Genomic DNA, 22,905 nt, shown 5'->3' with positions numbered 1-22,905 from the left:
TTGGCTCCTGGTGGCGGCTGACGTAACATACAGATTGCATTTTTCCCAATAGTTATGACATACAGGCTGTATGTATGCAAGATAAAAAAACACAATCCAATCATTTGCGCACGCAGGCCACTCGCGCGGCGCTGCTGGGCGCGGCACGCCGATTGCTGATCGAGAAAGGCTACGCGGCGACCTCCACGCCGGAGATTGCCGCGGCCGCGGGCATCACGCGGGGCGCGCTCTATCACCATTTCGCCGACAAACAGGACCTGTACCGCACGCTGCTGGAAGACGAGGCGCGCGCGGTGGCCGATGAAATCGAACGCGCCGCGCCACACGACGTGCCGATCCGTGACGCGCTGATTGCAGGCAGCCTGGCGTACCTGAACGCGATGCGCGTGCCGGGGCGCACGCAGTTGCTGCTGATCGACGGGCCCGCCGTGCTGGGCGCGGCGGAAATCTTCGCGCTCGATGCGCGGCATGCGGGCCGCACATTGCGCGAGGGCTTGCGCGCGGCAGTGGGACACGGCCTGGCCGACGATGCGCCGGCCGATGCGCTGGCGGCGCTGCTGTCGGCCGCGTTCGACCGCGCCGCGCTGGAAATTGCCGCGGGCGCCGATGCCGCGTCGTTTGAGGCGGCCATCGTCGGGCTGATCGATCGAACGGTGGCCGCACCCGCCGGCGCATGGGCCGGTTCCGCGCGCACGCGATGAAACACGCCGTGCTACATCCCATCCGCCAGCGCTAGCCCCGCGTCATGCCAGCGCCGCACGCCATCGTCGCCACCCTCCTCGTTGCCGCGTGGGGCGCGCTGGCCGGATGCGCGACCACGCCGGCCGCCGCGCTGCCGGTCGTCACCACCATCGACGTGGTCGAGCGCGGCTGGCATACCGATATCTGCATCCGCAGCGACGATGCCGATGCGCAACTGCTGCGGCTGGCCGTCGGCTACGAGGGGTCGCGGTTTCTCTGCTTCGGATTTGGCGATCGCCACTACCTGCTGAGCCGCGAGCGCGGGCCCTCGACGCTGCTGTCGGCATTGCTACCTGGCGACGGCGCGATCCTGCTGACGATCTTGCGCGATACACCGGCGGCCGCGTTCGGCGCCGACAACGTCGTGCGGTTGGCAATCGACCAGGATGGACGCGAGCACTTGCGCGCGTTCCTCAATCAGGCAGTACAGACCGACGCGCAAGGGCGTCCGCTGCGGCTCGGCGACGGCCCGTATCCGGGCGGACTCTATTTCGGCGCGGCGGCACGCTACAACGGTTTCTACACCTGCAATACGTGGACCGCTGACGCGCTGCGCGCCGCAGGGATCCCGCTATCGCGCCCGATTCTGTTTGCCGATGGCGTGATGCGTCAGGTGCGCCAAGTGCACGTCCGCGGCACTTCGTCCACGGGCGCCGCGCCCTAGCACGGACCCGGGCTGCAGATGGTGGTGGCGGTGCCTGGTGGCGGCGTTACCACGGTGGTGCGCTGCGGCGGATTCGGGTCGCTGCTGCTGAACGACACGCACCCCGCAAGGACCATCGGCAGCATCCACAGTAGAACAATTCTGGACATGGCTGGCTCCCCGTAGCGCGCATTTGCGCCACGTTCGCAGTATAGGCAGGCGCACTCGTGCCACGCCGTCGGCCGCCCTCCCATTGCATTGCCGGATAACGCCTACCCCCATGCTGCACTGCACGCGGCAGTCTTCAGTCACCCGTTTGAGAGTTGGAGTGCGCTTTGAACCCCGATACAGTGACGCGGCGTTGTCACCGCGGGGGAAGAGATCGACAAGATGCAGGCCACCTGGTTGTAGAGGACGCGCGTGCCGACGCACTCCGATATCCACATAACGAAGACAGGAGACATCATGCATCGCGCATTCCACAGCGCCGCCATCGCGCTGGCTGCCAGCACGCTTCTATACGGCTGCGGCGGCGGCGACGATCCACCGCCCGCCGCGTCCACCCCGCCCACCGTTCAGCCCGAGGATCTGCGGCCGCAAGACAGCCGCACCTTCACGGTCGATGCAACTGCGCTGGCCGCCAAACTCACGCCGCTGGCGGGCGCTCCGGCAGCAGACCGCTGGACCGGCGTGCTGGGCAAGGCCGGCTACATGATCGAGGTGCCAGCCGCCTGGAACGGCAAGCTCGTGATGTACGCGCACGGCTACGCCGGCACCGGATCGCAACTCGACGTCACGATTCCCGCCCTGCGCCGCCATCTGCTGGAAGCCGGCTATGCCTGGGCGGCATCGAGCTATTCGACCAACTATTACGACGTGCGCGCCGGCGTGGAAGACACCAATGCGCTGGCGCAGGCGTTCACCGACATCGCCAAGCAGAAAGGCCGCACACTGGCCGCGCCGACGCGCACCTACATCGTCGGCCACTCGATGGGCGGACATATCGCCGCAGCCGCCGTGGACGCCGAGAACATCCAGACCGCCGTGCACAAGGTGACGTACAACGGATCGGTGCCGATGTGCGGCGTGCTGGGCGACACCGAACTGTTCAACTATTTCGGCGGCTACCAGACGGCGGCGCAGCAACTGGCCGGCATGCCCGCAACATCGTGGCCAGTGAGCAACTGGGCACAGATTGCCGCGCCGCTGGTCGCCGCGCTGTTCACGACGTATCCCTCGGCCACCACGCCCGCGGGCGACAAGCTCAAGGCCGTGGTCAAGAACCTGACCGGTGGAGAACGGCCGCTGTTCGAGCTGGGCTTCGGCCAGAGCCCGGCCTCCAAGGGACTGCAGGATGCGGTGTGGAGCACATTCGGGCAGGACGGCACGGTCAACGGCGTGCTGACGCAGAACGTCGTCGACACCACGGGCTTCACCTACCAGTTCGACAACGACCCGGCGCAGTCCCCCGATGAGCAGGCCTTCAACGCGGCGATCTTCCGCGTGCGCGCCACACCAGACGCCAACCGCCTGCGCCGCGACGGCTTGCGCTGGATTCCGCAGAACGCCGCCAAGATCAGCGTTCCGGTGCTGACGCTGCACACGCTGGGCGACATGTACGTGCCGTTCAGCATGGAGCAGATCTACAAGCGCCGCGCCGATGCCAACGGCACGTCGAAGTGGCTGGTGCAACGCGCGATCCGCGGCATCAGCCATTGCGACTTCACGGTGGCCGAACAGGCAAAGGCGTTCGACGACATGGTGAGCTGGGAACAGGGCGGCCCCACACCCGCCGGCGATGACGTGCTGACCGCATCGGTGGTGGCCGCGCCCAACTACGGCTGCAAGTTCACCAACAACACCGTCGGCGCGGACGACGATGCAACCACCAAGGGCCTGCGTCAGGTCGTCATCCTGTCCGGAGCAGCCGCAGCCTGCGGGCCGTGATTGTGGAGAGGGGAGCGTGTTGATGGCGGCGCGCTGAAGGGGCGCGCTGATCGACATGCGGACGCGCGCTAAGTCCTTCATCGACCTTCACGCGCGGCCCCAGATGCGCGGCGATCGACACCTGGAAACTGCTTTTCGCGTCGCCCGGAGCGCACACCGGCCGTTCCAGATCGCTGCTAGCGCACTATCTTTGCTGGCGACATCGGATTTAGCGATTACAGTGCTACAGTGGTCGGGACCCTCTTACGGAGTTGCCATGAAACGCCCTTCCCTCGACACCACCGAGACCACGCCAGAGGGCCTCACGGCCCTGATGTACCACATCGCACACGGCGCCGCCCAGGGTCAGCTCGACCCGGAATTCGTTCGCAAGCTCAGCAAGCGCATCGACAAGGAACTCGATCTGCTTGATGCCGCGGAGCGCATCAGCGCGCCTGACAAGGAACGCCTGCACCATGCCGCGCAGATGCTGCACACCACCACCGATGCCGAAGAAGGCGCGCTGCTGACGCGCGCGCTGGAACGCCTGCGCAGCGGCGACGCCAGCAACGCCCAGCCCAACGCCTGAAGCCACCGCGCGCCCCGGCGCGCCATCCGGTTTTCCAATGCAGAACGCCCCTCGTCCCGCCAAGCCGGGTGAGGGGCGTTTTATTATCCGGCAGGTGCGGGGGGAAAGGCCCCGTCTGCCAGTGTCTCCTGCTTTAGAAGCGGTGACGGATGCCGACGATCGCGCCGGTCTGGTTGGCGCCGGCCACGGCCGTGCCCGAACCGTTCAGGCCCAGTGCCGACGTGCCCTTGTTACGCACGTAGCCCAGGTTCAGATAGGCGTCGGTACGCTTCGAGAACGAGTAGTCGGCCGACAGCACGAACATCCACGGATCGTTGTTGCTGTTGTGCGTATCGGTGTAGTAAGCCGCGCCGGTCAGCGACAGCGCAGGCGTCACGCGATACAGGCCACCCAGCCAATACACGTTGTTGCGCGTCGATGCGGTGGCTGCCGTGGCAACGCCGTCGTCGCGCATCCAGCGGTAGCCGGCAAACACCTTGGCCACGCCGAAGTCGTACGAACCGCCGAAGGCCAGACGCTTGACGGCGCGGTCGTCGGTGGCGGCGATATTGCCCTGGTACTGGTCGTACGCGGTGCCGATCGAGAAGGCGCCCGCGTTGTAGGCCAGGCCCGCGCCGAAGTTGCGGCCGATCTTGTAGTTGCCCGGCACTTCGGTGCTGCCGGCGACGGTCGAATCGCGGCCCGTGCTGTAGAACGTCGTGGCGGTCAGGCCACCGAACTTGCCGGTGTACTTGATGGCGTTGTCGGCACGGCCGTTGAAGCCCGAATCGACACTGTTCAGCGAGTACTTCGGACCGACGCCCATCGGGTCATAGGCGCCGAACAGGTCATACAGCGAGTTCTGCTGACGGCCCAGCGTCACTGCGCCGAACGTGCCCTGCAGACCGACGAAGGCCTGGCGGCCAAACAGGCGATTGCCCTGGCCCGAGTTGCCGGTATCGATGTCGAAGCCCGATTCCAGCGTGAAGATCGCCTTCAGGCCGGCGCCGAGGTCTTCGGTGCCGCGCAGGCCCCAGCGCGAGGTGGACATGTTGCCCGAACTTACACGGGCTACCGTGCCGCCGTTGCCGCCAGGCGTATGGGTGGCGAATTCGACGCCAGCATCGGCGATGCCGTACAGCGTCACGGTGGAGGCGGTTTGTGCCGACGCCACGCCGGAAATGGCGCAGGTACCCGCTGCCGCCAGGGCAAATAGAGCTTTCTTCACTGTAATTTCTCGTTTTGTTAAGACATTGAGATGCTTCCCCCGCCCCAATTCCGGAACTCGACGCTGCATGGCGTACTGTCATTTTCCGAAACGGTGACCGTTGAGCGCAGGCGAATTGTTTCAGTGAAATATGAAATCCATGTGTCGGCACGTCCGCAATGCCGGGCAGGCAGGCCCCACCTTGGTAGGGTCGTTGTAAAAATGCGGAATCGAATGCGGGTTTTCCCGATCCCGGTTTTGGTAGGATGCACACTTTTCTGTGAACGGCATTTGACAGGTCCGTGACGGCGCTGCACCGGACCTGCCCTGCCCGCATCAATGCGCCTGGATTACAAGACCGACCTCGCCCCACGGCTAGCCCTGCTGCGCCAGCATCTGCGCCGCCTGCCCCGCCCCAAGCGCCCAACCCGCCGCACGGCGCTGCTGGCGCTTGCCGCCGTGCCGGCGCTGTTCGCACTCTATGTGTTGCTGCTGATTCCGTTCACGCCTGGCATCAGCGACATCCGCAAAGCCAAGTCCGAACAGCCCGCGCAGGTGTTGTCGGCCGACGGCAAGGAACTGGCGGTCTACCGTTGGGCCAATCGCGACTGGGTGAAGCTGGCCGATATCTCGCCCAACGTGGTCAACGCACTGATCGCCACCGAGGATCACCGCTTTTACCAGCACTACGGGCTCGACTGGCGACGCACCGCCTCAGCGGCGCTCCATACGTTTTCGGGCGACCGCCAGGGCGGCTCCACCATCACCCAGCAACTGGCGCGCAACCGCTATCCGGACGAGATCGGCCGTGCGCCCACCATGACGCGCAAGCTCAAGGAGGCGATTACCGCGCTGAAGATCGAGGCGCTGTACTCGAAGGACGAAATCCTCGAAACATATCTCAATACGGTGCCGTTCCTGTACAACGCGTTCGGCATCGAGATGGCCGCGCGCACGTACTTCGACAAGTCCGCCGACAAGCTCGACGTGCTGGAAGCCGCCACGCTTATCGGCATGCTCAAGGGCAACAGCTACTACAACCCGGTGCTGAACCCGCAGCGCGCACTGGACCGCCGCAATATCGTGCTGGCGCAGATGGTCAAGTACGGCAAGCTCGATGCGGCGAAATTCGAGACGCTCAAAAAGCGCCCGCTGCGCATCGATTTCGAACGGCAGGTCGAGGCGCCGGGCCCCGCGCCGCATTTCGCGCAGCAACTGCGCAAGTGGCTGATCGCCTGGGCCGACCGCAACGACTACAACCTCTACACCGACGGCTTGGTGGTGCACACCACGATCGACTCGCGCCTGCAGGCGATGGCCACCCAGGCGCTGGCACGGCAGGGCAACCAGCTGCAGTCGATCGCCAACGCGGCATGGGCGCCGCGCGCGGGCTGGGCCGAAAGCCGCGCACTGGTGCAGGCTTTCGTGCGCGAGAGCGGCGAATTCCGCGCAGCCGTAGCCGCCGGACAGACTGAGGACGACGCGCTGTCGAAGCTGATGCGCGACAACACGTTCATGCAGAACCTGCGCCAGCAGAAGACCCGCGTGCAGGCCGGATTCATGGCGATGGATCCCACTTCGGGCGAGATCCGCGCGTGGGTGGGTAGCCGCGACTTCACCGTGGATGCCTTCGATCACGTGGCGCAGGCGCGCCGCCAACCGGGCTCCACGTTCAAGCCGTTTGTCTACGGCGCGGCGTTTGCGCAAGGCACGAGCCCGGACGAGACGTATATCGACCAGCCCGTGGAAATGAAGCTGCCAGGCGGCGAGATCTGGCGTCCCACGGACGAATCCCCGGCGACGGGGCGCGCACTGAGCCTGCGCGACGGCCTCGTGTATTCGAAGAACACCATCACCGCGCAACTGGTGCAGAACGTCGGCGTGGCCCGCGTGGCGCGGCTGGCACGCGCGATGGGCGTGCGCGACAGCAAGCTCGACGAAGTGCCGTCGCTGGCGCTGGGCACCAGCCCGGTCACGCTCAAGGAAATGGTCAGCGCCTACGGCACGATCGCCAACGGCGGCCAGTACATCGCGCCGTCCATGATCACGCGCATCGAGGATCGCGACGGCCGGGTGCTCGTGCAGTTCCGCCCCCCAACGCCGGAGCGCGCGCTGTCGGCCACCGCCAACGACACGCTGCTGGTCGTGATGCGCGATGTGATCGACCGCGGCACCGGCACGGCCATCCGCACGCGCTTCGGCATCCGCGCCGACGTCGCCGGCAAGACCGGCACCACGCAGGACAACGCGGATGGCTGGTTCATCCTGATGCATCCGCAACTGGTGGCCGGCGCATGGGTGGGCTTCAACGATGCGCGCGTGACGCTACGCAGCGACTACTGGGGACAAGGCGCGCACAGCGCGCTGCCCATCGTCGGCGATTTCTACCAGCGCGCAATCCGCGCCCGCATTGTCGATGGACGCGCGCGCTTTGCGGAGGTCGACGAAAAGAGCTGGTACTCGGGCATCACCGACACCGTGCGCGGCTGGTATCAGCGACTGGTGGCATCGGGCAAGCAGGAAGACGCCGCGCCTGCGCCGCGCCCGGCGCCCCGCCGTCCGGCACTGCCATCGACTGATACCGAAGCCCTGCCCCCCGCATCGTCGCCCGCACCCGCGCCCGACAACGGTATGGCCCTGGATCCCGGCGAAGTCGTGGAGGCGGCGCCGCCGGCAGCGGAGGCGGGATCGGGCGGCGCGTCGGCACCGGCACTTGCCGAACCGTCGTCCGCACCCACGCCCGCGTTCAGTGCCCCATCCGCGCCGACATCGGCATCCACCACCGGTGGCGCGGCGTCGGGCGTCGACGCTTCGCCGGTGCGCTGACTGCTCGGCAGCATGACACGCACGGACGCGACGCAAGCCGTCACGTCGCGGGCGTTGGCATCTGCCGCGGCTGCGCAGCGGCAAAAAAATCCAGCTAGTTGGCCAGCCGCAGCCGGCCGCGGTGCAGTGCGCGCAGCGATGCTTCGGAGAGAACGAGCGGTGGTTGCGAAGACGGGCGGGCCAGCAGGTAGCCTTGGGCAAAGTCGATACCGAGGTCGCGGCAGACGATCAGGTCGTCCTCGCGCTCGATACCTTCTGCGATCAGGCGCGTGCCTGCGCTCTGTGCGAGCTTGCAAACCGCCTGCAGCGCTTCGCGCTGGAAATCCGACGACGCCACGCCGTCGATGATCACGCGTGCAATCTTCACGTAGTCGGGCTGCAGTGCGATCCACTGCCCCAGGCTGGCGTGGCCGGTGCCGTAGTCGTCGAGTGCGAACTGCGAGCCGCGGCTGCGGATCGAAAACACCGCCTTGGCCAGCGATTCCAGCGCGCCCAGCGGCGCCTGTTCGGTCAGCTCCAGCACGATGCGGTCCGATGGCAGGCCCTGCTCCTGCAGGAATTGCCGCACGTCATCGCGACTATCCTCGATGGCGCGCAACGAATCGGCGCTGTAGTTCAGGAACAGCTTGCCGGGCAGGCCGGACTGCATGAACACCCGGATCGAGATACGCGCGGCCAGCCGTTCCAATGGCACCATCAGCCCGACGCGCATCGCTTCCGCAAACAACGCGATAGGGCTTTCCAGCGGCGTTCCCGCGGGGCCTCGGATCAGGGCCTCATAGCCGAACACCTCGCCCGTGCAGAGCGAGCCGATCGGCTGGAACACCGGCCGCAGCAGTTGTTGTTCGAGGCAATCGGCAATGGATGGCGTCAAGGGTCGCGACAAGGCTTGCACTCAAACTGGCTATGAATCGTGTACGGATCACGCTGTGGGCAAATGCCACTCCCACAGTGGATAACGACACCAACACCGCGTGACTTGAGCACCGCTGCGTACTGCTTTGGTAGGGCATCGCCCGTTGTCGCGTCCTCCCCTTACGGCGCCGGGGCCCGCCCTCACACCAGCCCGATGTCGCGCGGCTGGCTGCCGGGAAATACCTGCGCCACCTGGCTGCCGTCCAGCCCGTAGAGCCTGCGGAACACGCCGCCAAGCACCGCGCGGTAATCGTTCAGCACCGGGTAATCGCGGTTCTGATTGAGCGTGGACTGCGACACCGCCACCTGCTCGCCCACCATGCGGCCGCCGCGAACGTTGCCGCCCGCCACCCAGTACACCGTGCCATGTCCATGATCGGTGCCGCGCGTGCCGTTCTCGCGGAACGTGCGGCCGAATTCGGAAATCGCCACGACCGTCGTGTTGCGCCACGCCGGCCCCATCTGCTCGGCGAAGGCTGCGATGCCGCGTCCAAGATTGTCCAGAAGGTTGGCCAATTGACCCTGGGCGCCGCCCTGGTTGACGTGCGTGTCCCAGCCGCCGACGTCGATAAAGCCGATATTGAACCTGTCGCGCATCAGCCCGGCCATGCGCCGCGCCTCCTGCTCGAACCCGCGCGCGCTGAGCGCGCGACGGTTGGCCGCCTGCATCTCCTGCATACGCCCGGCCATGGAATCGCCGCCCGCGGACTGCATTGCGGCCTCATGCTGGCGCATCGCGTCGGCCTGCTCGGCAACCGTCTGGCGCAGATCGAAGCCTTCCGCGATCAGCGATTCAAAGCGCGTGCCCTTGTACATCTGCGCCAGCGCCTGCGTCTGGCGCGCGTCGAACGGCGTGCGACCGGTGCCCTTGAGCGACACGTTGGGCACGTTGGCTGCGCCTGACAGCACCATCGGCAGGCCATCGGTAAACGCCACCGGGGCCGCCTCGCCGCCCATCGCCTGCGTCAGCCGGTTCAGAAATCCTCCGCCGTGCGGCGCCCCGGCATGGCCATCGCCCGCCAGGCCTGCTTCGATGCCGTCCTGCGTCTCGAAATGGCTGCGCGACATGTCGCTGGTGCCGGCAAACGGGATGAACGCGAGCTGCTTCTGCTGCCACATCGGCAGCATGGTCGCGCCCAGCGCCGGATGCAGCGCCCAGCCATCGGCGCCCAGCGCAAGCGCGGCCGCCGGGTCCGGCGTGGCACCGTCCGCCACGGGGCGGCGAATGGCGATGTTGGGCCGCGCCGCGTAATAGAAATCGCTGGCCGACGGCACCAGCACATTGGCGGCATCATAGCCACCGCGCAGAAATACCAGCAGAAAGCGCGCGTCCGCCTGCGCGGGCAGCGCGAATACGCGCGACGTCACCGTCGGCAGCGTCATCGCCAGCCCCGCGCCAGTCATCGTCCTGAGCCAGTTACGTCGATTCATGTCTTGCTCCTTGGCAGGCATATCCGCCAATCTCGGTGATTGCGGCGATTGCGCCGATTGCGGCAGCGGCGGTAAAGACGGCAATGCCGTCGGTCAGCGCTGCATCCATTCGGGCGAACTCAGCAATACCGCGTTCCATTCCTGTTGCGATGCGGTCTGTGCCAGCGCTTGACGCGTGGCGGGACCAAGCGTGCCTTCCATGGTGTCGTAGAACATGCGGTTATTCGGCATCGGAAAGCCGCGTTGCTGCGTTGGCTGCCCATCGTCGCCCGCGAACAATCCTGCCGGCCCGTTGCCGATGGCCCGTGCAATCTCGAAGCGCTTGACCAGTTGGCCAGAACTGGCCCACGCGCTTTCCATCGACGGATACCCGTCCGGCGCAACATGGCCGTAAAGCGGCTCACCGAGCTGATTGAGCCAATTGATCACCGGACGCAGGTTGGACACCGTCCGTCCGTCATAGGCCAGCCGCATCGACGACACGACGAACACCATCGGATCCTTGAACTTGCGCGCCTCGCTGCCGGCTGCCGCATCGAACGTGCGGGACAGGAACAGCGTGGTCAGCACCGCCCCGATGTCGCCGTCGGTACGGGTGTACGTCGCGGCCATGCGGTCGATCAGGGACGCGGGCGGGTTGTCGGAAACGAAGTACGTGGCCAGTTTGGTCGACAGAAAGCGCGCCGTGGCGGGATCGCGCGCGAGGATGTCGACGGCCTGCTCCACTTCGGCAAAGCCGCGGGGCTGGATAACGTGGCCGAGGAGTGTCTTGGGCGCGAAGTCGTGGCGATTCGGATTGAATTCGAACAGACCGTTGCTGCGATACAGCGCCGCGCGCGGGCCGGCCAGCCTGGGCGGCTCGCCGCGCAGGTTCACGCCCACGCCGGTCAGCACCCGGGCCAGTTCCTGCACGTCCTGTTGCGTGTAGCGCGATCCGCTGGCGCCGCCCGAAACGCCCAGCGTGTGCAGCTCCATCAATTCGCGCGCGTAGTTTTCATTGACGCGATTGACCGCGCTTTGCGCGTTGTCCAGATACTCGAGCATGGCTGGCGACGTCACCGTGGCCATCAGCAGATCGCGGAATTTGCCCAGCGCATGCGGTCGTATCGCCTGTTCCTCGTAATCGGCCAAGCTGTAGCGCACCTGTCCTTTCGCCGCATAAACGTTGAAGTGGTTCATCCAGAACCATGTCATCTGCGCGCGCAGCTGGGCCGGGGAATACAGCGCGCGCAACAGGTGTCGGCGCGAGATATCGACAACCAGTTCGCGGCCCTGGCGGTTCAGCGCTTCGCGCGCCTGCTGCTTTGCAGCATCGTCGGGAAGAGCGTTGATACGCTGGCGTTCCTCGCGCAGTGCCTGCATGCGCTGTACCGCGTCGCCCTGACTGGCCGGCAGTGCGGCGATCATTGCGGCCAGCGGCGGCGGATCTGCCAGCGGCATCGCCAATTGCTCCTCCAGGTAGCGCTGCCGGCCGATTGCCTGCAACCGCTGTACGCTGGCCTGGTCCGCACCAAAGCTCACGGTATTGAGCCAGCGAAGATCGGCCGTGGACAGCCGGCCCGGCGCCGTCGTTTGCGGCGCTTGCGCGCAGGCGGACAGCAGCGCGGCGATAGTCAGCAGCCCGGCCAACGCCGGGCGCAGGAAAACGGCTTGCCGCCATCGCGCGTAAAACGGTCGTTCGTCCATGACATCCTTTGGCGTTGCATGCGGATGCCGGTTTGACGCACCACGCCACGGATGGTTGACCGTGTGCACGCCCACTCTGTTACCAAAACTTTCTGCGACGAGTGCACCGCCGGCGATCGCGCCGTGCAACGGAGTCGGCCAGCCGTGACATCCCTTCTTTTTTGCATACAAATTACGGATACAATAATCAGCCGCGGGATGCCGGTCCGGTCCCGTCTCAGCCAATTCACAGGAGACACCATGAGCAACCACACCGCGCCAGAGCAGACGCCATCCGCGCTGAATTCGCAGCAGATTCCCGCACTGGAGCCGATAGAGAACTATCTGGCCGGTCACCGCACCGGCAAGGCCGAATACATTCGGCAGGCCTTTCATGCCGATGCGCGGATCATTTCGTTCCGCGATGGCGCGCTGCATTCGTTGACCGTCGACGAATTCGCCAAGCGCTTTCAGGGCCAGCCGCAGCCCGACGAAGCGCAACGCAAGCGCCATATCGCCAGCTTCGATGTCGTGGGCAATGCCGCCACGGCAAAGGTCGTGCTCGATTACCCCGAGGTGGTCTTCACCGACTACATGAACCTGCTGCAGATCGACGGCGTCTGGAAGATCGCCAACAAGACCTTCAGCGCCGCGCCCAGGGCGGAAGCCAAGTAATGCGACATCGGGCCGCCTGCCGCGGCCCTCACCCCCTGTCATCGTCCGGTCACAAGCGCGCGTGAGAATGCGCCAACGATGACCGGCGCCGGAACATGCGCTGTATACGCCGTCAAATGCGGCGATGCAGCAAAAGAAATTCCTTGACGCCGGCTTTTTCGGCACTTCAATGAAAACGTTTTCATCTGAAATGCCCCGTCAGAGAGGAATGCATGCCCCCACACCGCCGCGCCGCATTGTCGCCCCGCCTGGCATCTGCCGAACCCGGGCACGGCGTGACGCTCGCCGATGTGGCGCTGGCGGCCAAGGTGTCGCTGGCGACGGCGTCACGCGTGTTCAGTCATCCGCAACTGGTGCGCGAAGCCACGGCACAACGCGTGCATGAAGCCGCGCGGCGGCTGTCGTTCCGTCCCAACCTGCTGGGCGCCAAGCTGCGCGCACAACAGACCCGCATCATCGGCGTGATGCTGCCCACGCTGGACAACGCCGTATTTGCCGAATGCTGGCGCGGCATCGAGGAAGCGTCGTTGGCGGCCGGTTATTCGCTGATGCTGGTGACCAGCAACTACGACCCCGCGCGCGAACGGGAGCGTGTCGAGTACCTGCTGCGCCATCGCGTCGACGGCCTGCTGCTGACCGTGGCCAATGCGGCGGACAGCATCGTGCTGGACCAGCTCGATCGCGAATCGGTGCCCTACGTGCTGGCGTACAACCAGATCAATGCAGAAGGTGCCGGCAACCACCGCCATTCGGTGTCGGTCGACAATCGCGCCAGCGCATGCGAAGGCGTGAACGCGCTGATTGCCGCGGGTCATCGCCGCATCGCGGTGGTGTCCGGCGCGTTCATGGCATCGGATCGCGCACGCCAGCGTTTTGCCGGCTACGAAGACGCCATGCGCGCGCACGGACTGCCCGTGCTCGACGCCGTCAACCTGCCATCGCACACGGCCAGCAACACCGCACAGATCCGTGCGCTGGTTGCGCAGGACAACGCGCCGACCGCATTTTTCTGCACCAACGACCTGCTGGCGATCGGCGTGATATCCGATCTCAAGCGGCTTGGCCTGCGCGTGCCGCAGGACGTATCGGTCCTCGGTTACGACGGCATTGCGCTGGGCACGCTGGTGGAGCCGCCTTTGGCCACCGTGGCGCAGCCCAATGCCGAGATCGGCACGCAAGCGATTGCACAGCTGCTTGCACGGCTTGCCGGCGCACCGTCGCCACAGGGCCACGCCACGCTGCTGCCGCACGCCTTGCGCATCGAAGGCACCGTGAGGCCGCCGCCGTGAAGCGCCGCCAGGATCATCACCAGCGCTCAACGCGCGTTCCTTTCGATGTTGCCGCAACCGTTCGTTAAGCCGTTCACCTTTTAGCCATTCACACCGTTCACACCGGTTCGATTCTTTCGACCTCAACCAGGGAGCCTTACATGTCGACGCAATCCTTCTGGCGCCGTCCGCTGCGCTGGCTGACCATCGCCGCTGCCGCGGGCGCGTTTTCGGCCGCTTTCAGCCAGGGCGTGGCCGCGCAAACCGCCATCTGCTACAACTGCCCGCCCGAATGGGCCGACTGGGCCGCGCAAATCCGCGCCATCAAGGAAAAGACCGGCGTCACCGTGCCGCTGGACAACAAGAATTCAGGCCAATCGCTGGCGCAACTGGTGGCCGAGAAAGCCGCACCGGTGGCCGACGTCACCTACCTTGGCGTGACCTTCGGCATCCAGGCAAAAGCCGACGGCGTGACGCAGCCCTACAAGCCGGCCAACTGGAACGACATCCCGGACGGTCTCAAGGACCCGCAGGGCAACTGGTTTGCAATCCATTCCGGCACGCTGGGCTTCATGGTCAATGTCGATGCGCTGCGCGGCAAGCCCGTGCCGCAGTCGTGGGCCGATCTGCTCAAGCCCGAATACAAGGGCCTGATCGGCTATCTCGATCCGGCCAGCGCGTTCGTCGGCTATGTCGGCGCGGTGGCGGTAAACCAGGCCATGGGCGGCACGCTCGACAACTTTGCACCGGCCTTCAAGTACTTCCGCGAGCTGCAGAAGAACCAGCCGATCGTGCCCAAGCAGACCGCCTATGCGCGAGTGCTGTCCGGTGAAATTCCGATCCTGCTCGACTACGACTTCAACGCCTATCGCGCCAAATACAAGGACCACGCGAACGTGGCCTTCGTGATTCCGAAGGAAGGCACGCTGGTGGTGCCCTACGTGATGAGCCTCGTCAACAATGCACCCCACGCCAACGAGGGCCGCAAGGTGCTCGATTTCGTACTGTCCGATCAGGGCCAAGCGCTGTGGGCCAACGCCTATCTGCGCCCGGTGCGTAACGTGCCGATGTCCAAGGAAGTGCAGTCGCGCTTTCTGCCGGCCACGGAATACACGCGCGCCAAACCGGTCGATTTCGGCAAGATGGCGCAGGTGCAGAAGAGCTTCAGCGATCAGTATCTGAAAGAAGTCCGCTAGCCGCGTTGCAGATCCGTCGCGCGCGCAAACACGCACGGCGCGGCGGATCGCCGGCAACGATGGCCACGCACGCCTTCATCGCCGGCTGTCATTTATCCCATTTTTATCGACCCACGCATCCGTCACTGCCATGGCCAAGCGAGCCCCACCGCTGTTCCTGTTTGCCCTGCCCGCGCTGCTTGTGTTCCTGGCGTTCTTTTGCCTGCCGATGGCGCGGCTGATCGAAGTAAGCCTGACCGGCAAGGACGGCGCGGGCGTGTACTGGACGGTGTTGACCAGCGCGCGCTATCTGCACAGCCTGGCGGTGACCGTGCTGCTGTCGGCCGCGGTCACGCTCGCCACGCTGGTGATTGCCGGGATCGCGGGCACCTTCCTGCAGCGCCATGCGGTGCCCGGCAAGCCGGTGCTGGTGGCGATGCTGACCTTTCCGCTGGCATTTCCGGGGGTGGTGATCGGCTTCATGGTGATCATGCTGGGCGGACGCAACGGGCTGCTGGCAAACATCGGCGACGCGCTGGCGGGCGAGCGGTGGACCTTTGCCTATGGCCTGACCGGATTGTTCGTCGGCTATCTCTATTTCTCGATTCCGCGCGTGATCCTGACCGTGATGGCCGCGGTGGAAAAACTCGACGCCTCGCTGGAAGAAGCGGCGCGCTCGCTCGGCGCAAGCCCCTGGCGCGTGGTGCGCGACGTGATGCTGCCCGCGCTGATGCCGGCCGTGCTGTCGAGCGGGGCGATCTGCTTTGCCACCAGCATGGGCGCGTTTGGCACCGCGTTCACGCTGGCCACGCAGCTCGATGTACTGCCGCTGACCATCTACAACGAATTCACCAACTACGCCAACTTCGGCATGGCCGCCGCGTTGTCGATCCTGCTTGGCGTGGTGACATGGGCATTGCTGGCGCTGGCGCGCTGGTATTCCGGCGACGCCGTCGCCGCCACGGCCTGAGGACTTTCGCATGAACGGATCCCAACCTCGCGCAGCGCTGCCCCGACGGACTGGCGGGTACTGGCTGCAACTGACGTTGACCCTGGCGGTATGCGTCTTCATGACCGTGCCTGTAGTGCTCTCCGTGCTGGCGGGACTGACCAACAACATCTTCGTCGGACTTTCGAGCGGCCTGACCACGCGCTGGCTTGTCGAAGTCTGGTCGCTCTATCGCAACACCATCTTCCTGTCGCTGGGCATCGCGCTGGCGTGCCTGGCCTGCACGCTGGTGCTGGGCGTGCCCGCCGCGTACTACATGGCCGTGCGTCGCAACCGGCTGACGCGCGTCATCGAGGAATTGCTGATGCTGCCCGTGGCGTTGCCGGGCCTGGCCACGGCGCTCGGTCTGATCCTGCTGTACGGCGGCTGGCAAGGCCTGCGCACGAGCTGGGTGTTCATCCTGATCGGGCACGTGCTGTTCACGCTGCCATTCATGGTGCGCGCGGTGCTGGCGATCCTGTCCGCCATCGACATCCACACGCTGGAAGACGCGGCGGCCAGCCTGGGCGCCACGCGCATGCAGCGCTTTTTCACCGTGGTGCTGCCCAACTGCCGCCAGGGCATCCTGGCCGGTGCGCTGATGGTGGTCACGCTGTCGGTGGGCGAATTCAACCTGACGTGGATGCTGCATACGCCCACCACGCAGACCTTGCCGGTAGGCCTGGCCGACAGTTATGCCTCAATGCGGCTCGAGATCGGCTCGGCCTACACCATCGTGTTCTTCGTGATGATCATCCCGCTGCTGGTATTCATGCAGGTGCTCAGCGCCCTCGGTGCGCGCACCCGGCGCCACGCGCCGCGCGCGCAAGCCACGCATGACGACGCAACCGCAGCCCTGCCCCACTCCGCCGAAACCCGCCATGCATGAACCGACCCCGATCCGCCTGCGCCAGTGCGGCAAGACCTTTGCCGACGGCACCACAGCGCTGCAACCGCTCGACCTCGATATCGGCGCCGCCGAAACGGTAGTGCTGCTGGGCCCATCGGGCTGCGGCAAGACCACCACGCTGCGCATCATCGCCGGCCTGGAGCAACCGGACGACGGCGGCGAAGTATGGTTTGGCGACACGCGCGTGACCGCGCAGCCGATCGAGCAGCGCGGCGTTGGCATGGTGTTTCAGAACTACGCGCTGTTCCCCAATATGAGCGTGGCCGAAAACATCGCCTACGGGCTGCGCGTGCGCCGCATCGATAGCGCCACGCGCAAGCGGCGCGTCGACGAGATGCTGGAGATGATGCATCTGCAGCCATTCGCCGACCGCCGTATCGATCAGCTCTCCGGCGGCCAGCGGCAACGCGTGGCCCTGGCGCGCGCCATCGCGGTGCAGCCGCGTGTGCTTCTGCTCGATGAACCGCTGACCGCGCTCGATGCAAAGCTGCGCGACGCACTGCGCGCCGACATCAACCAGTTGCTGCGCAGCCTGCATATCACCGCGGTGTACGTCACGCACGACCAGGCCGAAGCGATGGCGCTGGGCGACCGCATCATCGTGATGGACAAGGGCCGCATTGCGCAGGCCGGCACGCCGCAGGACATCTATCGCGCGCCCGCCAACGCCTTCGTGGCGGACTTCATCGGCACCATGAATCATCTGCCGGGCACCGCCGAAGCGGGACGCTGGCGCGTGCCGGGCGGCACGGTGCCGATGGGGCCGCCCGCCGACGCGCCGGTCTCGCCGTCGGTGCGCCTGATGTTCCGGCCGGAGGACGTGGCGCTGGTGCATGCCGATCACGCCCACGTGGAAGGCACGATCGTCACCGCGCTGTTCCTGGGCAACCACACGCGCCTGCTGGTGGAAGTTGGCGCGGCGAGGCCGCTGATCGTCGACACCGCGCGACGCGATGCATGGCAGCCCGGCGAGCGCGTGGGCCTGCGCATCGATACCGATAACCTGATCACTCTGGTGGAAGCCGCATGAACGCCGCAACCTCCGCGCCCTATCTGGTGGCGCAACTGACCGACCTGCATATCAAGGCGGGCGGCAAGATGTCGTATCGCATGGTCGATACCGCAGGCGCATTGCACACCGTCATCGACACGCTGCTGGCCGCGCCGCAGTTGCCGGACATCGTGGTCGTGACCGGCGATCTGGTCGACTTTGGCGACGAGCACGAGTATCGCTTCTTGCGCGATATCCTCCAGCGCCTGCCGATGCCGATCCGGCTGCTGCCCGGAAACCACGACCATCGCGCGTCACTGCGCCGCGTGTTTGCCGATCATGACTATCTGTTCGCCTATGGCGACGGCGATGAGGACGCGCCCACCCACTACGCGATGGACGCGGGCCCGCTGCGGCTGGTGGGATTCGACTGTACGATGCCGGGCCGGCCTGGCGGACGCGCGGAGCCCGACGGGCTTGCATGGCTCGACGCCGCGCTTGCCGCCGCACCGGCACAGCCGACGCTGGTGATGCTGCATCATCCGCCGTTCCACACCGGCATTGGCCATATGGATGCGCAAGGGCTGGAAAACGCCGCCGCGCTGGAAGCCGTCATTGCGCGGCACCCACAAGTGGAACGCGTGATCTGCGGACACCTGCACCGCCATATCACGCGACGCTTTGGCGGCACCATCGCCATGACCGCTCCGGGCCCCGCGCACCAGGTGGCGCTGGACCTGAGCCCGCAGGCCGAGTCGCGCTTTCGCCTGGAACCGCCTGGCTACCTGCTGCACTGGTGGCATTCCGTGCACGGGCTGGTCACGCATCTGGCGGCAAGCGGCGACTACGGTGCCCTGCATCCGTTCTTCGATGCCCACGGCAAGCTGATCGACTGAATCGTCCCGCACATCTTCGGCATTCGCATTGTCTGCCGTGTCATGCCAAAAGAAATTTTGAAATCCCGCAGCGAATATCCGCGGGATTTTTTTTATCTGCTTTCTCGATGCGAATCTATGCTTCATGGAATCCCATTACATGCCCGCCATCCATGAACGCCATCACCCTGCAAGGCCATCACACCTCGTCTCCCGAACTGGAACAATGGCTCGCCAGCCATATCGCCCTTGGCTTCCAGCCCGAATCGCTGGTGCAGACGATGCTGAAATCGGGGTACAACGAGATGTTTGCGCGCGGCATCGTCGCGGCGGCATTCCAGCACGCGGCAAGCGGCAACCATCCACCCGCAGTGCAGCGCGCCGTGGAAACCCACGCCGATTCGTCGGAGGCCGTGCAACTGTCGGACAACAACGTGTTCACGCATGAGGGACACGACATCTCTGTGCTGTTTTCACTTAAGGCGCCGCGCGTGGTGCTGCTGAAGAATCTGCTTGCGCCGCGCGAGTGCGATGCGCTGATCGCGCTGTCGCGCGACCGCCTGCGTCGCTCGCCCGTAGTGGACCCTGCCTCCGGATCGGAAAGCCTGGTGGACGCGCGCACCAGCATGGGCGCCATGTTCCAGTTGGGCGAACATGCGCTGCTCCAGCGCATCGAGGCGCGCATCGCCGCACTCACAGGCGTGCCGGCCGACCATGGCGAAGGGCTGCAGATTCTGCACTATCAGCCTGGCGGCGAGTACAAGCCGCACTTCGATTTTTTCTCCGCCACACAGGCAGGCGAAGCGCTGCAGTTGCGCACCGGCGGACAGCGCATCGCCACGCTGGTGATCTACCTGAACAATCCCGTGGCCGGCGGCGGCACCGGCTTTCCGCGCATCGGCCTGGAAATCGCACCGGTCAAGGGCAATGCGGTGCTGTTCAGTTACCTGCTTCCCGACGGCACGCTGGACGAGCGTACGCTGCATGCCGGGCTACCGGTGATCGAGGGAGAAAAGTGGATCGCCACCAAGTGGCTGCGCGAGCGCCCCTATTGCCCGTAACGGGGCGGGACGGGGAGCGCTTCACAATGCGCCGACGGCGCATTCTTTTAACTCGGGGATTTGCGATAACAACACCGCATGGCGGTTTCTACTCTGTGATGCAGACAAATAAGCTTGCCACGACGTGCCAGCCCTGTGGGGCGCCACCCGTCGTCGTCACCGAGTATGAAAATGAAGCCCCGTACCCTGTTCGGGACCCTGCGATTTGGCCTGCTGCTGGGCGCAATCGCAGTGGCCCTGCCCGCCGCCAGCCATACCAGACCGCTTACGCGGCAGCTCAGTGATTTCCGCGTGGAGAAACCGTCATGGTTTGGGACGGTGAATCGTCCGCGCGTCGCCCTGCCAACCAATGAGGTCGTATCGAACGCCATGGTGCTGATCGGCATTCCCTATCGCTGGGGCGGCAACACCCCCGAAAGCGGACTCGACTGCAGCGGCTTTGTGCGCTACGTCTACAACAGTACCCACGGCATCGAACTGCCGCGACGCGCCATCGACATGGTGCGCGCCGGCGAACTGGTCGCCGTAAATGATCTGCAGCCTGGCGATTTGGTGTTCTTCAAGACCAAGCCGCGCACCATTTCCCATGTCGGCATCTATATCGGCAACGACAGATTCGTGCACGCGCCTTCCACCGGACAATCCATCCGCGTGGACAGCATTCACGACACGTACTGGGGCCGCAAGTATGCGGGCGCCCGGCGCATCGACACCGCAACGGCCTGACGCGCGGACGGCCGCACCATGTTTCGCAACGCTGCGCGCACACCTCGGGCCGATGCGCCGCGACGGCCTCGGCCGATGAGCGCGCGCATCGCACTCGGGGTCGCTTGCGCAAGCCTGTTGGCCGCATCGCCGGCCGCCTGGGCAATGTTCAAATGTCACTGGCCGGACCAGACCAGCAACTACGCCACACAGCGGCAGCCAGGCGCGCGCTGCGAGCGCGCGGGCCTGGTCGATGCGCCGGCCCCTGTCGCAGCGCCCACGCCGGCCAAGGCTGCCGCGCCGCAAACGTCGGCGGCACCCGCTGGCCTGTCCACCACCGCAGTCGATGCATCGTCCCCACTCACTGGCGCCCAGCCGTCGATCGACACCGGGTCCGCCCCGGCCACCGCAACGCAGGCGCCGCCGCGTAGCTATACGCGCACGCGGGAAGTGCGCGTGTACGCCTATGTCGTCGATGGCGTGCGGCACTTCAGCAATCGCAAGCCGGTGGGCGTGTCGGAGCGCGTGCAGACGCTGAAGCTCACATACGTCGAGACCTGCTTTCTGTGCGGTCCGCGCGCCGTGCCCGGCGGCGGCATCGGCGCGCTGCGGCTCGATACGCAGGCATATCGAGCGGAGATCGATCTGGCATCGCGCGATTTCGGCGTGGAAGCGGCGCTGGTCCGCGCAGTCGTGCATGCCGAATCGGGCTATCGGTCAAACGTGATCTCGCGCGCCGGGGCACAGGGATTGATGCAGCTGATGCCGGCGACAGCCGAGCGCTTCAGCGTGAAGGATCCATTCGATGCGGCGCAGAACATTCGCGGCGGCGTGGCGTATCTGGCGTGGCTGCTCAAACGCTTCGACGGGAATGTGGATCTGGCGCTGGCGGGCTTCAATGCGGGCGAAGGCGCCGTGGCCCGGTACAGCGGCATTCCGCCTTACGCGGAAACGCAAACCTATGTGGCGCGCGTCAAGGCATTGGCGCAGCGGTACCGGGGCGTCCCCAGTACCGCTGCGCAGGAATAAAAAAGGCCGGCAAGCCCGGAGGAGACAGGCACGCCGGCCAAGCCGCCCCCTACTTGGTGTTATCGATTACCGTTTGACCGTTGAGCTCGACCTTGCCCCGGAAGAAGTAGTCGGTGCAACGCTTGAAATCGCCCGGCGTGACGAGCGAGAACGGCATCTGGTAATCGACGAGTTTGCACGCCACGGCCGGCTTGCCGTTGCGCCATCCCCAGTCCTTGTCGAGATACGCCTTGATGGCGCCCGCCGAACCCGGGGCAAAGCCGCGCATCGCTGCGCAGCCAAGCGGCTCGTCGTCCGGAATCGGCACATTGAGCTCGCGCGCCATTTCGCGATACGCTGCGATGCGGTTCACCACCTGCTGCCTTTCGGATCCCCCGCCGCCGCACTCGATGCCACCGTTAATGATGTACACGGTGGCGCCAAATCCGGGCTTCATGTTGTTGGCGATGTCGACCGAGTTGGGCTTGAACGTCCCGTCAACCACCCAGGTCATCGGCGGCTTCGGCGTTTGCGGCGTGACGGCGAACCACACCGCCGAGGCAAAGTTCAGCCAGGTGTCGGCGACACGGCCTGGGTTATCCAGCAGTACGTTCACGTCGCCATAGAGCGCCTCGGAGAACGGGCCGAAGTTGTAGTTCCATGAGAGCTGCTTGGAACCACGCCCGAAATAGTCGAGATAGCGTCCCGAAGAATTCTTGCCGCATGGATAGAAGATCCAGTTGGTGGCGTGCGATCCGGGCTGACATTGCTGATACGCACCGACCGCCGACCCTTCCTGATAACCCGATTCACGCAGATACCACAGCGCCTGCTTGTAAGACGGAATCGCGGTGTTCTGCGGCATCGACGCCAGTACCGGGTTGTTGTGCTCCGGATAGGCCTTCGCTTGTGCCGGCGTGAGCGACGGCCAGTTTGCGCCGGTCTCCTGCACGAAATGCGCGAACGAGGTGGCCAGCAGCTTGCGGCAGATCGCCTCCGCATTGCGGCCGTCGTTGTAGTCGCCGCAATAGGCTGGGAACTTGGCAATGCCGCGCAGCAGGTTGGTATAGGAATAGCTGGTGTGGCGGATCGGGAATAGCGCGTCGAACTTTGCTTCCGGCAGGATTGCCTCGACACGCCGCACGTTCGACGGATTGGCGGCGCGGCCAGGCACCACAGCTTCCACCTCCTGATCCGGCAGCACACGCAACGCCTCCCGGATCAACTCGATCTGGCCGCGCGACTGCGCCACCAGCGAGGCCTCTTCCTGGCTAAGCGCCGCCGCACTCGGATAATCGGCGGGCTCCGGAATGTAGATCAGCTTCGG

The 22,905-nt window shown here is 65.5% G+C and carries 22 protein-coding genes; 15 read left to right on the top strand and 7 right to left on the bottom strand.

Annotated features, from left to right (window positions below; genetic code table 11):
* The first annotated feature begins 74 nt into the window (after window positions 1-74).
* Together F7R19_RS23005 and F7R19_RS23000 are read left to right on the top strand one after the other, a co-directional pair.
* Entirely contained in the window at window positions 75-701 is a 627-nt protein-coding gene (locus F7R19_RS23005; RefSeq protein ID WP_150982129.1) for a TetR/AcrR family transcriptional regulator, read from the top strand.
* 44 nt (window positions 702-745) lie between these two features.
* Window positions 746-1,405 carry a DUF2459 domain-containing protein gene (locus F7R19_RS23000; protein ID WP_150982128.1) on the top strand — a complete coding sequence of 220 codons (660 nt, stop codon included), beginning with the start codon at window positions 746-748 and terminating at the stop codon, window positions 1,403-1,405.
* Here F7R19_RS23000 and F7R19_RS29900 read toward each other — a convergent pair.
* Window positions 1,402-1,554 carry a hypothetical protein gene (locus F7R19_RS29900; RefSeq protein WP_157779589.1) on the bottom strand — a complete coding sequence of 51 codons (153 nt, stop codon included), beginning with the start codon at window positions 1,552-1,554 and terminating at the stop codon, window positions 1,402-1,404. The two genes, F7R19_RS23000 and F7R19_RS29900, sit on opposite strands and share 4 nt — an antisense overlap.
* A 295-nt stretch (window positions 1,555-1,849) precedes the next feature.
* On the opposite strand from F7R19_RS29900, the gene F7R19_RS22995 reads away from it, so the two are divergent.
* A complete protein-coding gene (locus F7R19_RS22995) occupies window positions 1,850-3,331 on the top strand; it encodes an alpha/beta hydrolase family protein (protein ID WP_150982127.1) in 1,482 nt (493 codons plus the stop codon).
* 256 nt (window positions 3,332-3,587) lie between these two features.
* Entirely contained in the window at window positions 3,588-3,899 is a 312-nt protein-coding gene (locus F7R19_RS22990; protein WP_061959215.1) for a hypothetical protein, read from the top strand.
* A gap of 133 nt (window positions 3,900-4,032) precedes the next feature.
* On the opposite strand, the gene F7R19_RS22985 is transcribed toward F7R19_RS22990, so the two are convergent.
* Window positions 4,033-5,106, bottom strand: coding sequence for a porin (locus F7R19_RS22985; protein WP_150982126.1), 1,074 nt, complete (start codon window positions 5,104-5,106; stop codon window positions 4,033-4,035).
* Between the two features lie 318 nt (window positions 5,107-5,424).
* Here F7R19_RS22985 and F7R19_RS22980 point away from each other — a divergent pair, with 318 nt between their 5' ends.
* A complete protein-coding gene (locus tag F7R19_RS22980; RefSeq protein ID WP_150982125.1) occupies window positions 5,425-7,911 on the top strand; it encodes a penicillin-binding protein 1A in 2,487 nt (828 codons plus the stop codon).
* A 94-nt stretch (window positions 7,912-8,005) separates the two neighbouring features.
* Here the strand turns inward: F7R19_RS22980 and F7R19_RS22975 are convergent, their stop codons facing one another.
* The 4 genes from F7R19_RS22975 to F7R19_RS22965 all read right to left on the bottom strand — a co-directional run bounded on the left by F7R19_RS22975 (window position 8,006) and on the right by F7R19_RS22965 (window position 11,943).
* On the bottom strand, window positions 8,006-8,797 hold the full coding sequence (locus F7R19_RS22975) for an EAL domain-containing protein (protein ID WP_223506176.1): 792 nt from the start codon (window positions 8,795-8,797) through the stop codon (window positions 8,006-8,008).
* 170 nt (window positions 8,798-8,967) lie between these two features.
* The gene (locus F7R19_RS22970) at window positions 8,968-10,257 is read right to left on the bottom strand and encodes a DUF1501 domain-containing protein (protein ID WP_061959229.1); all 1,290 of its coding nucleotides are present in this window, start codon (window positions 10,255-10,257) and stop codon (window positions 8,968-8,970) included.
* Window positions 10,244-10,366, bottom strand: coding sequence for a hypothetical protein (locus tag F7R19_RS30515; RefSeq protein WP_263289903.1), 123 nt, complete (start codon window positions 10,364-10,366; stop codon window positions 10,244-10,246). The genes F7R19_RS22970 and F7R19_RS30515 overlap by 14 nt, the downstream gene beginning before the upstream one ends.
* Complete coding sequence (locus F7R19_RS22965) at window positions 10,351-11,943, bottom strand: DUF1800 domain-containing protein (RefSeq protein WP_150982124.1); 1,593 nt, start codon at window positions 11,941-11,943, stop codon at window positions 10,351-10,353. The genes F7R19_RS30515 and F7R19_RS22965 overlap by 16 nt, the downstream gene beginning before the upstream one ends.
* A gap of 240 nt (window positions 11,944-12,183) precedes the next feature.
* Here F7R19_RS22965 and F7R19_RS22960 point away from each other — a divergent pair, with 240 nt between their 5' ends.
* From F7R19_RS22960 to F7R19_RS22915, 10 genes are all read left to right on the top strand, one after another.
* Window positions 12,184-12,597: a nuclear transport factor 2 family protein gene (locus F7R19_RS22960; protein ID WP_150982123.1), complete on the top strand. Its 414-nt coding sequence runs from the start codon at window positions 12,184-12,186 to the stop codon at window positions 12,595-12,597.
* Between the two features lie 212 nt (window positions 12,598-12,809).
* Complete coding sequence (locus tag F7R19_RS22955; protein WP_150982122.1) at window positions 12,810-13,886, top strand: LacI family DNA-binding transcriptional regulator; 1,077 nt, start codon at window positions 12,810-12,812, stop codon at window positions 13,884-13,886.
* A gap of 140 nt (window positions 13,887-14,026) precedes the next feature.
* Window positions 14,027-15,061 (top strand): ABC transporter substrate-binding protein, encoded by a 1,035-nt coding sequence (locus F7R19_RS22950; RefSeq protein ID WP_150982121.1) that lies wholly within the window; start codon window positions 14,027-14,029, stop codon window positions 15,059-15,061.
* Window positions 15,062-15,191: 130 nt separating this feature from the next.
* On the top strand, window positions 15,192-16,010 hold the full coding sequence (locus tag F7R19_RS22945; protein WP_150982120.1) for an ABC transporter permease: 819 nt from the start codon (window positions 15,192-15,194) through the stop codon (window positions 16,008-16,010).
* Between the two features lie 10 nt (window positions 16,011-16,020).
* Entirely contained in the window at window positions 16,021-16,917 is an 897-nt protein-coding gene (locus tag F7R19_RS22940) for an ABC transporter permease (protein WP_061959207.1), read from the top strand.
* Window positions 16,910-17,968: an ABC transporter ATP-binding protein gene (locus F7R19_RS22935; RefSeq protein WP_061959206.1), complete on the top strand. Its 1,059-nt coding sequence runs from the start codon at window positions 16,910-16,912 to the stop codon at window positions 17,966-17,968. The genes F7R19_RS22940 and F7R19_RS22935 overlap by 8 nt, the downstream gene beginning before the upstream one ends.
* Window positions 17,965-18,825 (top strand): phosphodiesterase, encoded by an 861-nt coding sequence (locus F7R19_RS22930; protein WP_150982119.1) that lies wholly within the window; start codon window positions 17,965-17,967, stop codon window positions 18,823-18,825. Before F7R19_RS22935 ends, F7R19_RS22930 begins: the two co-directional genes overlap by 4 nt.
* 152 nt (window positions 18,826-18,977) lie before the next feature.
* A complete protein-coding gene (locus F7R19_RS22925; protein ID WP_061959204.1) occupies window positions 18,978-19,865 on the top strand; it encodes a 2OG-Fe(II) oxygenase in 888 nt (295 codons plus the stop codon).
* 171 nt (window positions 19,866-20,036) lie between these two features.
* Window positions 20,037-20,591 (top strand): C40 family peptidase, encoded by a 555-nt coding sequence (locus tag F7R19_RS22920; protein WP_061959203.1) that lies wholly within the window; start codon window positions 20,037-20,039, stop codon window positions 20,589-20,591.
* A 75-nt stretch (window positions 20,592-20,666) separates the two neighbouring features.
* Complete coding sequence (locus F7R19_RS22915; RefSeq protein ID WP_170292641.1) at window positions 20,667-21,599, top strand: lytic transglycosylase domain-containing protein; 933 nt, start codon at window positions 20,667-20,669, stop codon at window positions 21,597-21,599.
* A gap of 49 nt (window positions 21,600-21,648) precedes the next feature.
* Here the strand turns inward: F7R19_RS22915 and F7R19_RS29895 are convergent, their stop codons facing one another.
* Window positions 21,649-22,830, bottom strand: a complete 1,182-nt coding sequence (locus F7R19_RS29895) for a chitinase (RefSeq protein ID WP_223506283.1) — start codon at window positions 22,828-22,830, stop codon at window positions 21,649-21,651.
* Window positions 22,831-22,905: the final 75 nt, after the last annotated feature.

The organism is Cupriavidus pauculus (assembly GCF_008801835.1).
In the GTDB taxonomy this organism is placed as follows: domain Bacteria; phylum Pseudomonadota; class Gammaproteobacteria; order Burkholderiales; family Burkholderiaceae; genus Cupriavidus; species Cupriavidus pauculus.
The sequence above is the reverse complement of the archived record's forward strand: the minus strand, read 5'-3'. Positions and strand labels throughout refer to the sequence as shown.

Bases quoted from the DNA above. Each gene is read 5' to 3' on its own strand.
- F7R19_RS23005 (WP_150982129.1), top strand. From the start codon at position 75: ATGCAAGATAAAAAAACACAATCCAATCATTTGCGCACGCAGGCCACT.
- F7R19_RS23000 (WP_150982128.1), top strand. From the start codon at position 746: ATGCCAGCGCCGCACGCCATCGTCGCCACCCTCCTCGTTGCCGCGTGG.
- F7R19_RS29900 (WP_157779589.1), bottom strand. From the start codon at position 1,554: ATGTCCAGAATTGTTCTACTGTGGATGCTGCCGATGGTCCTTGCGGGG.
- F7R19_RS22995 (WP_150982127.1), top strand. From the start codon at position 1,850: ATGCATCGCGCATTCCACAGCGCCGCCATCGCGCTGGCTGCCAGCACG.
- F7R19_RS22990 (WP_061959215.1), top strand. From the start codon at position 3,588: ATGAAACGCCCTTCCCTCGACACCACCGAGACCACGCCAGAGGGCCTC.
- F7R19_RS22980 (WP_150982125.1), top strand. From the start codon at position 5,425: ATGCGCCTGGATTACAAGACCGACCTCGCCCCACGGCTAGCCCTGCTG.
- F7R19_RS22970 (WP_061959229.1), bottom strand. From the start codon at position 10,257: ATGAATCGACGTAACTGGCTCAGGACGATGACTGGCGCGGGGCTGGCG.
- F7R19_RS30515 (WP_263289903.1), bottom strand. From the start codon at position 10,366: ATGGATGCAGCGCTGACCGACGGCATTGCCGTCTTTACCGCCGCTGCC.
- F7R19_RS22965 (WP_150982124.1), bottom strand. From the start codon at position 11,943: ATGGACGAACGACCGTTTTACGCGCGATGGCGGCAAGCCGTTTTCCTG.
- F7R19_RS22960 (WP_150982123.1), top strand. From the start codon at position 12,184: ATGAGCAACCACACCGCGCCAGAGCAGACGCCATCCGCGCTGAATTCG.
- F7R19_RS22955 (WP_150982122.1), top strand. From the start codon at position 12,810: ATGCCCCCACACCGCCGCGCCGCATTGTCGCCCCGCCTGGCATCTGCC.
- F7R19_RS22950 (WP_150982121.1), top strand. From the start codon at position 14,027: ATGTCGACGCAATCCTTCTGGCGCCGTCCGCTGCGCTGGCTGACCATC.
- F7R19_RS22945 (WP_150982120.1), top strand. From the start codon at position 15,192: ATGGCCAAGCGAGCCCCACCGCTGTTCCTGTTTGCCCTGCCCGCGCTG.
- F7R19_RS22940 (WP_061959207.1), top strand. From the start codon at position 16,021: ATGAACGGATCCCAACCTCGCGCAGCGCTGCCCCGACGGACTGGCGGG.
- F7R19_RS22935 (WP_061959206.1), top strand. From the start codon at position 16,910: ATGCATGAACCGACCCCGATCCGCCTGCGCCAGTGCGGCAAGACCTTT.
- F7R19_RS22930 (WP_150982119.1), top strand. From the start codon at position 17,965: ATGAACGCCGCAACCTCCGCGCCCTATCTGGTGGCGCAACTGACCGAC.
- F7R19_RS22925 (WP_061959204.1), top strand. From the start codon at position 18,978: ATGAACGCCATCACCCTGCAAGGCCATCACACCTCGTCTCCCGAACTG.
- F7R19_RS22920 (WP_061959203.1), top strand. From the start codon at position 20,037: ATGAAGCCCCGTACCCTGTTCGGGACCCTGCGATTTGGCCTGCTGCTG.
- F7R19_RS22915 (WP_170292641.1), top strand. From the start codon at position 20,667: ATGAGCGCGCGCATCGCACTCGGGGTCGCTTGCGCAAGCCTGTTGGCC.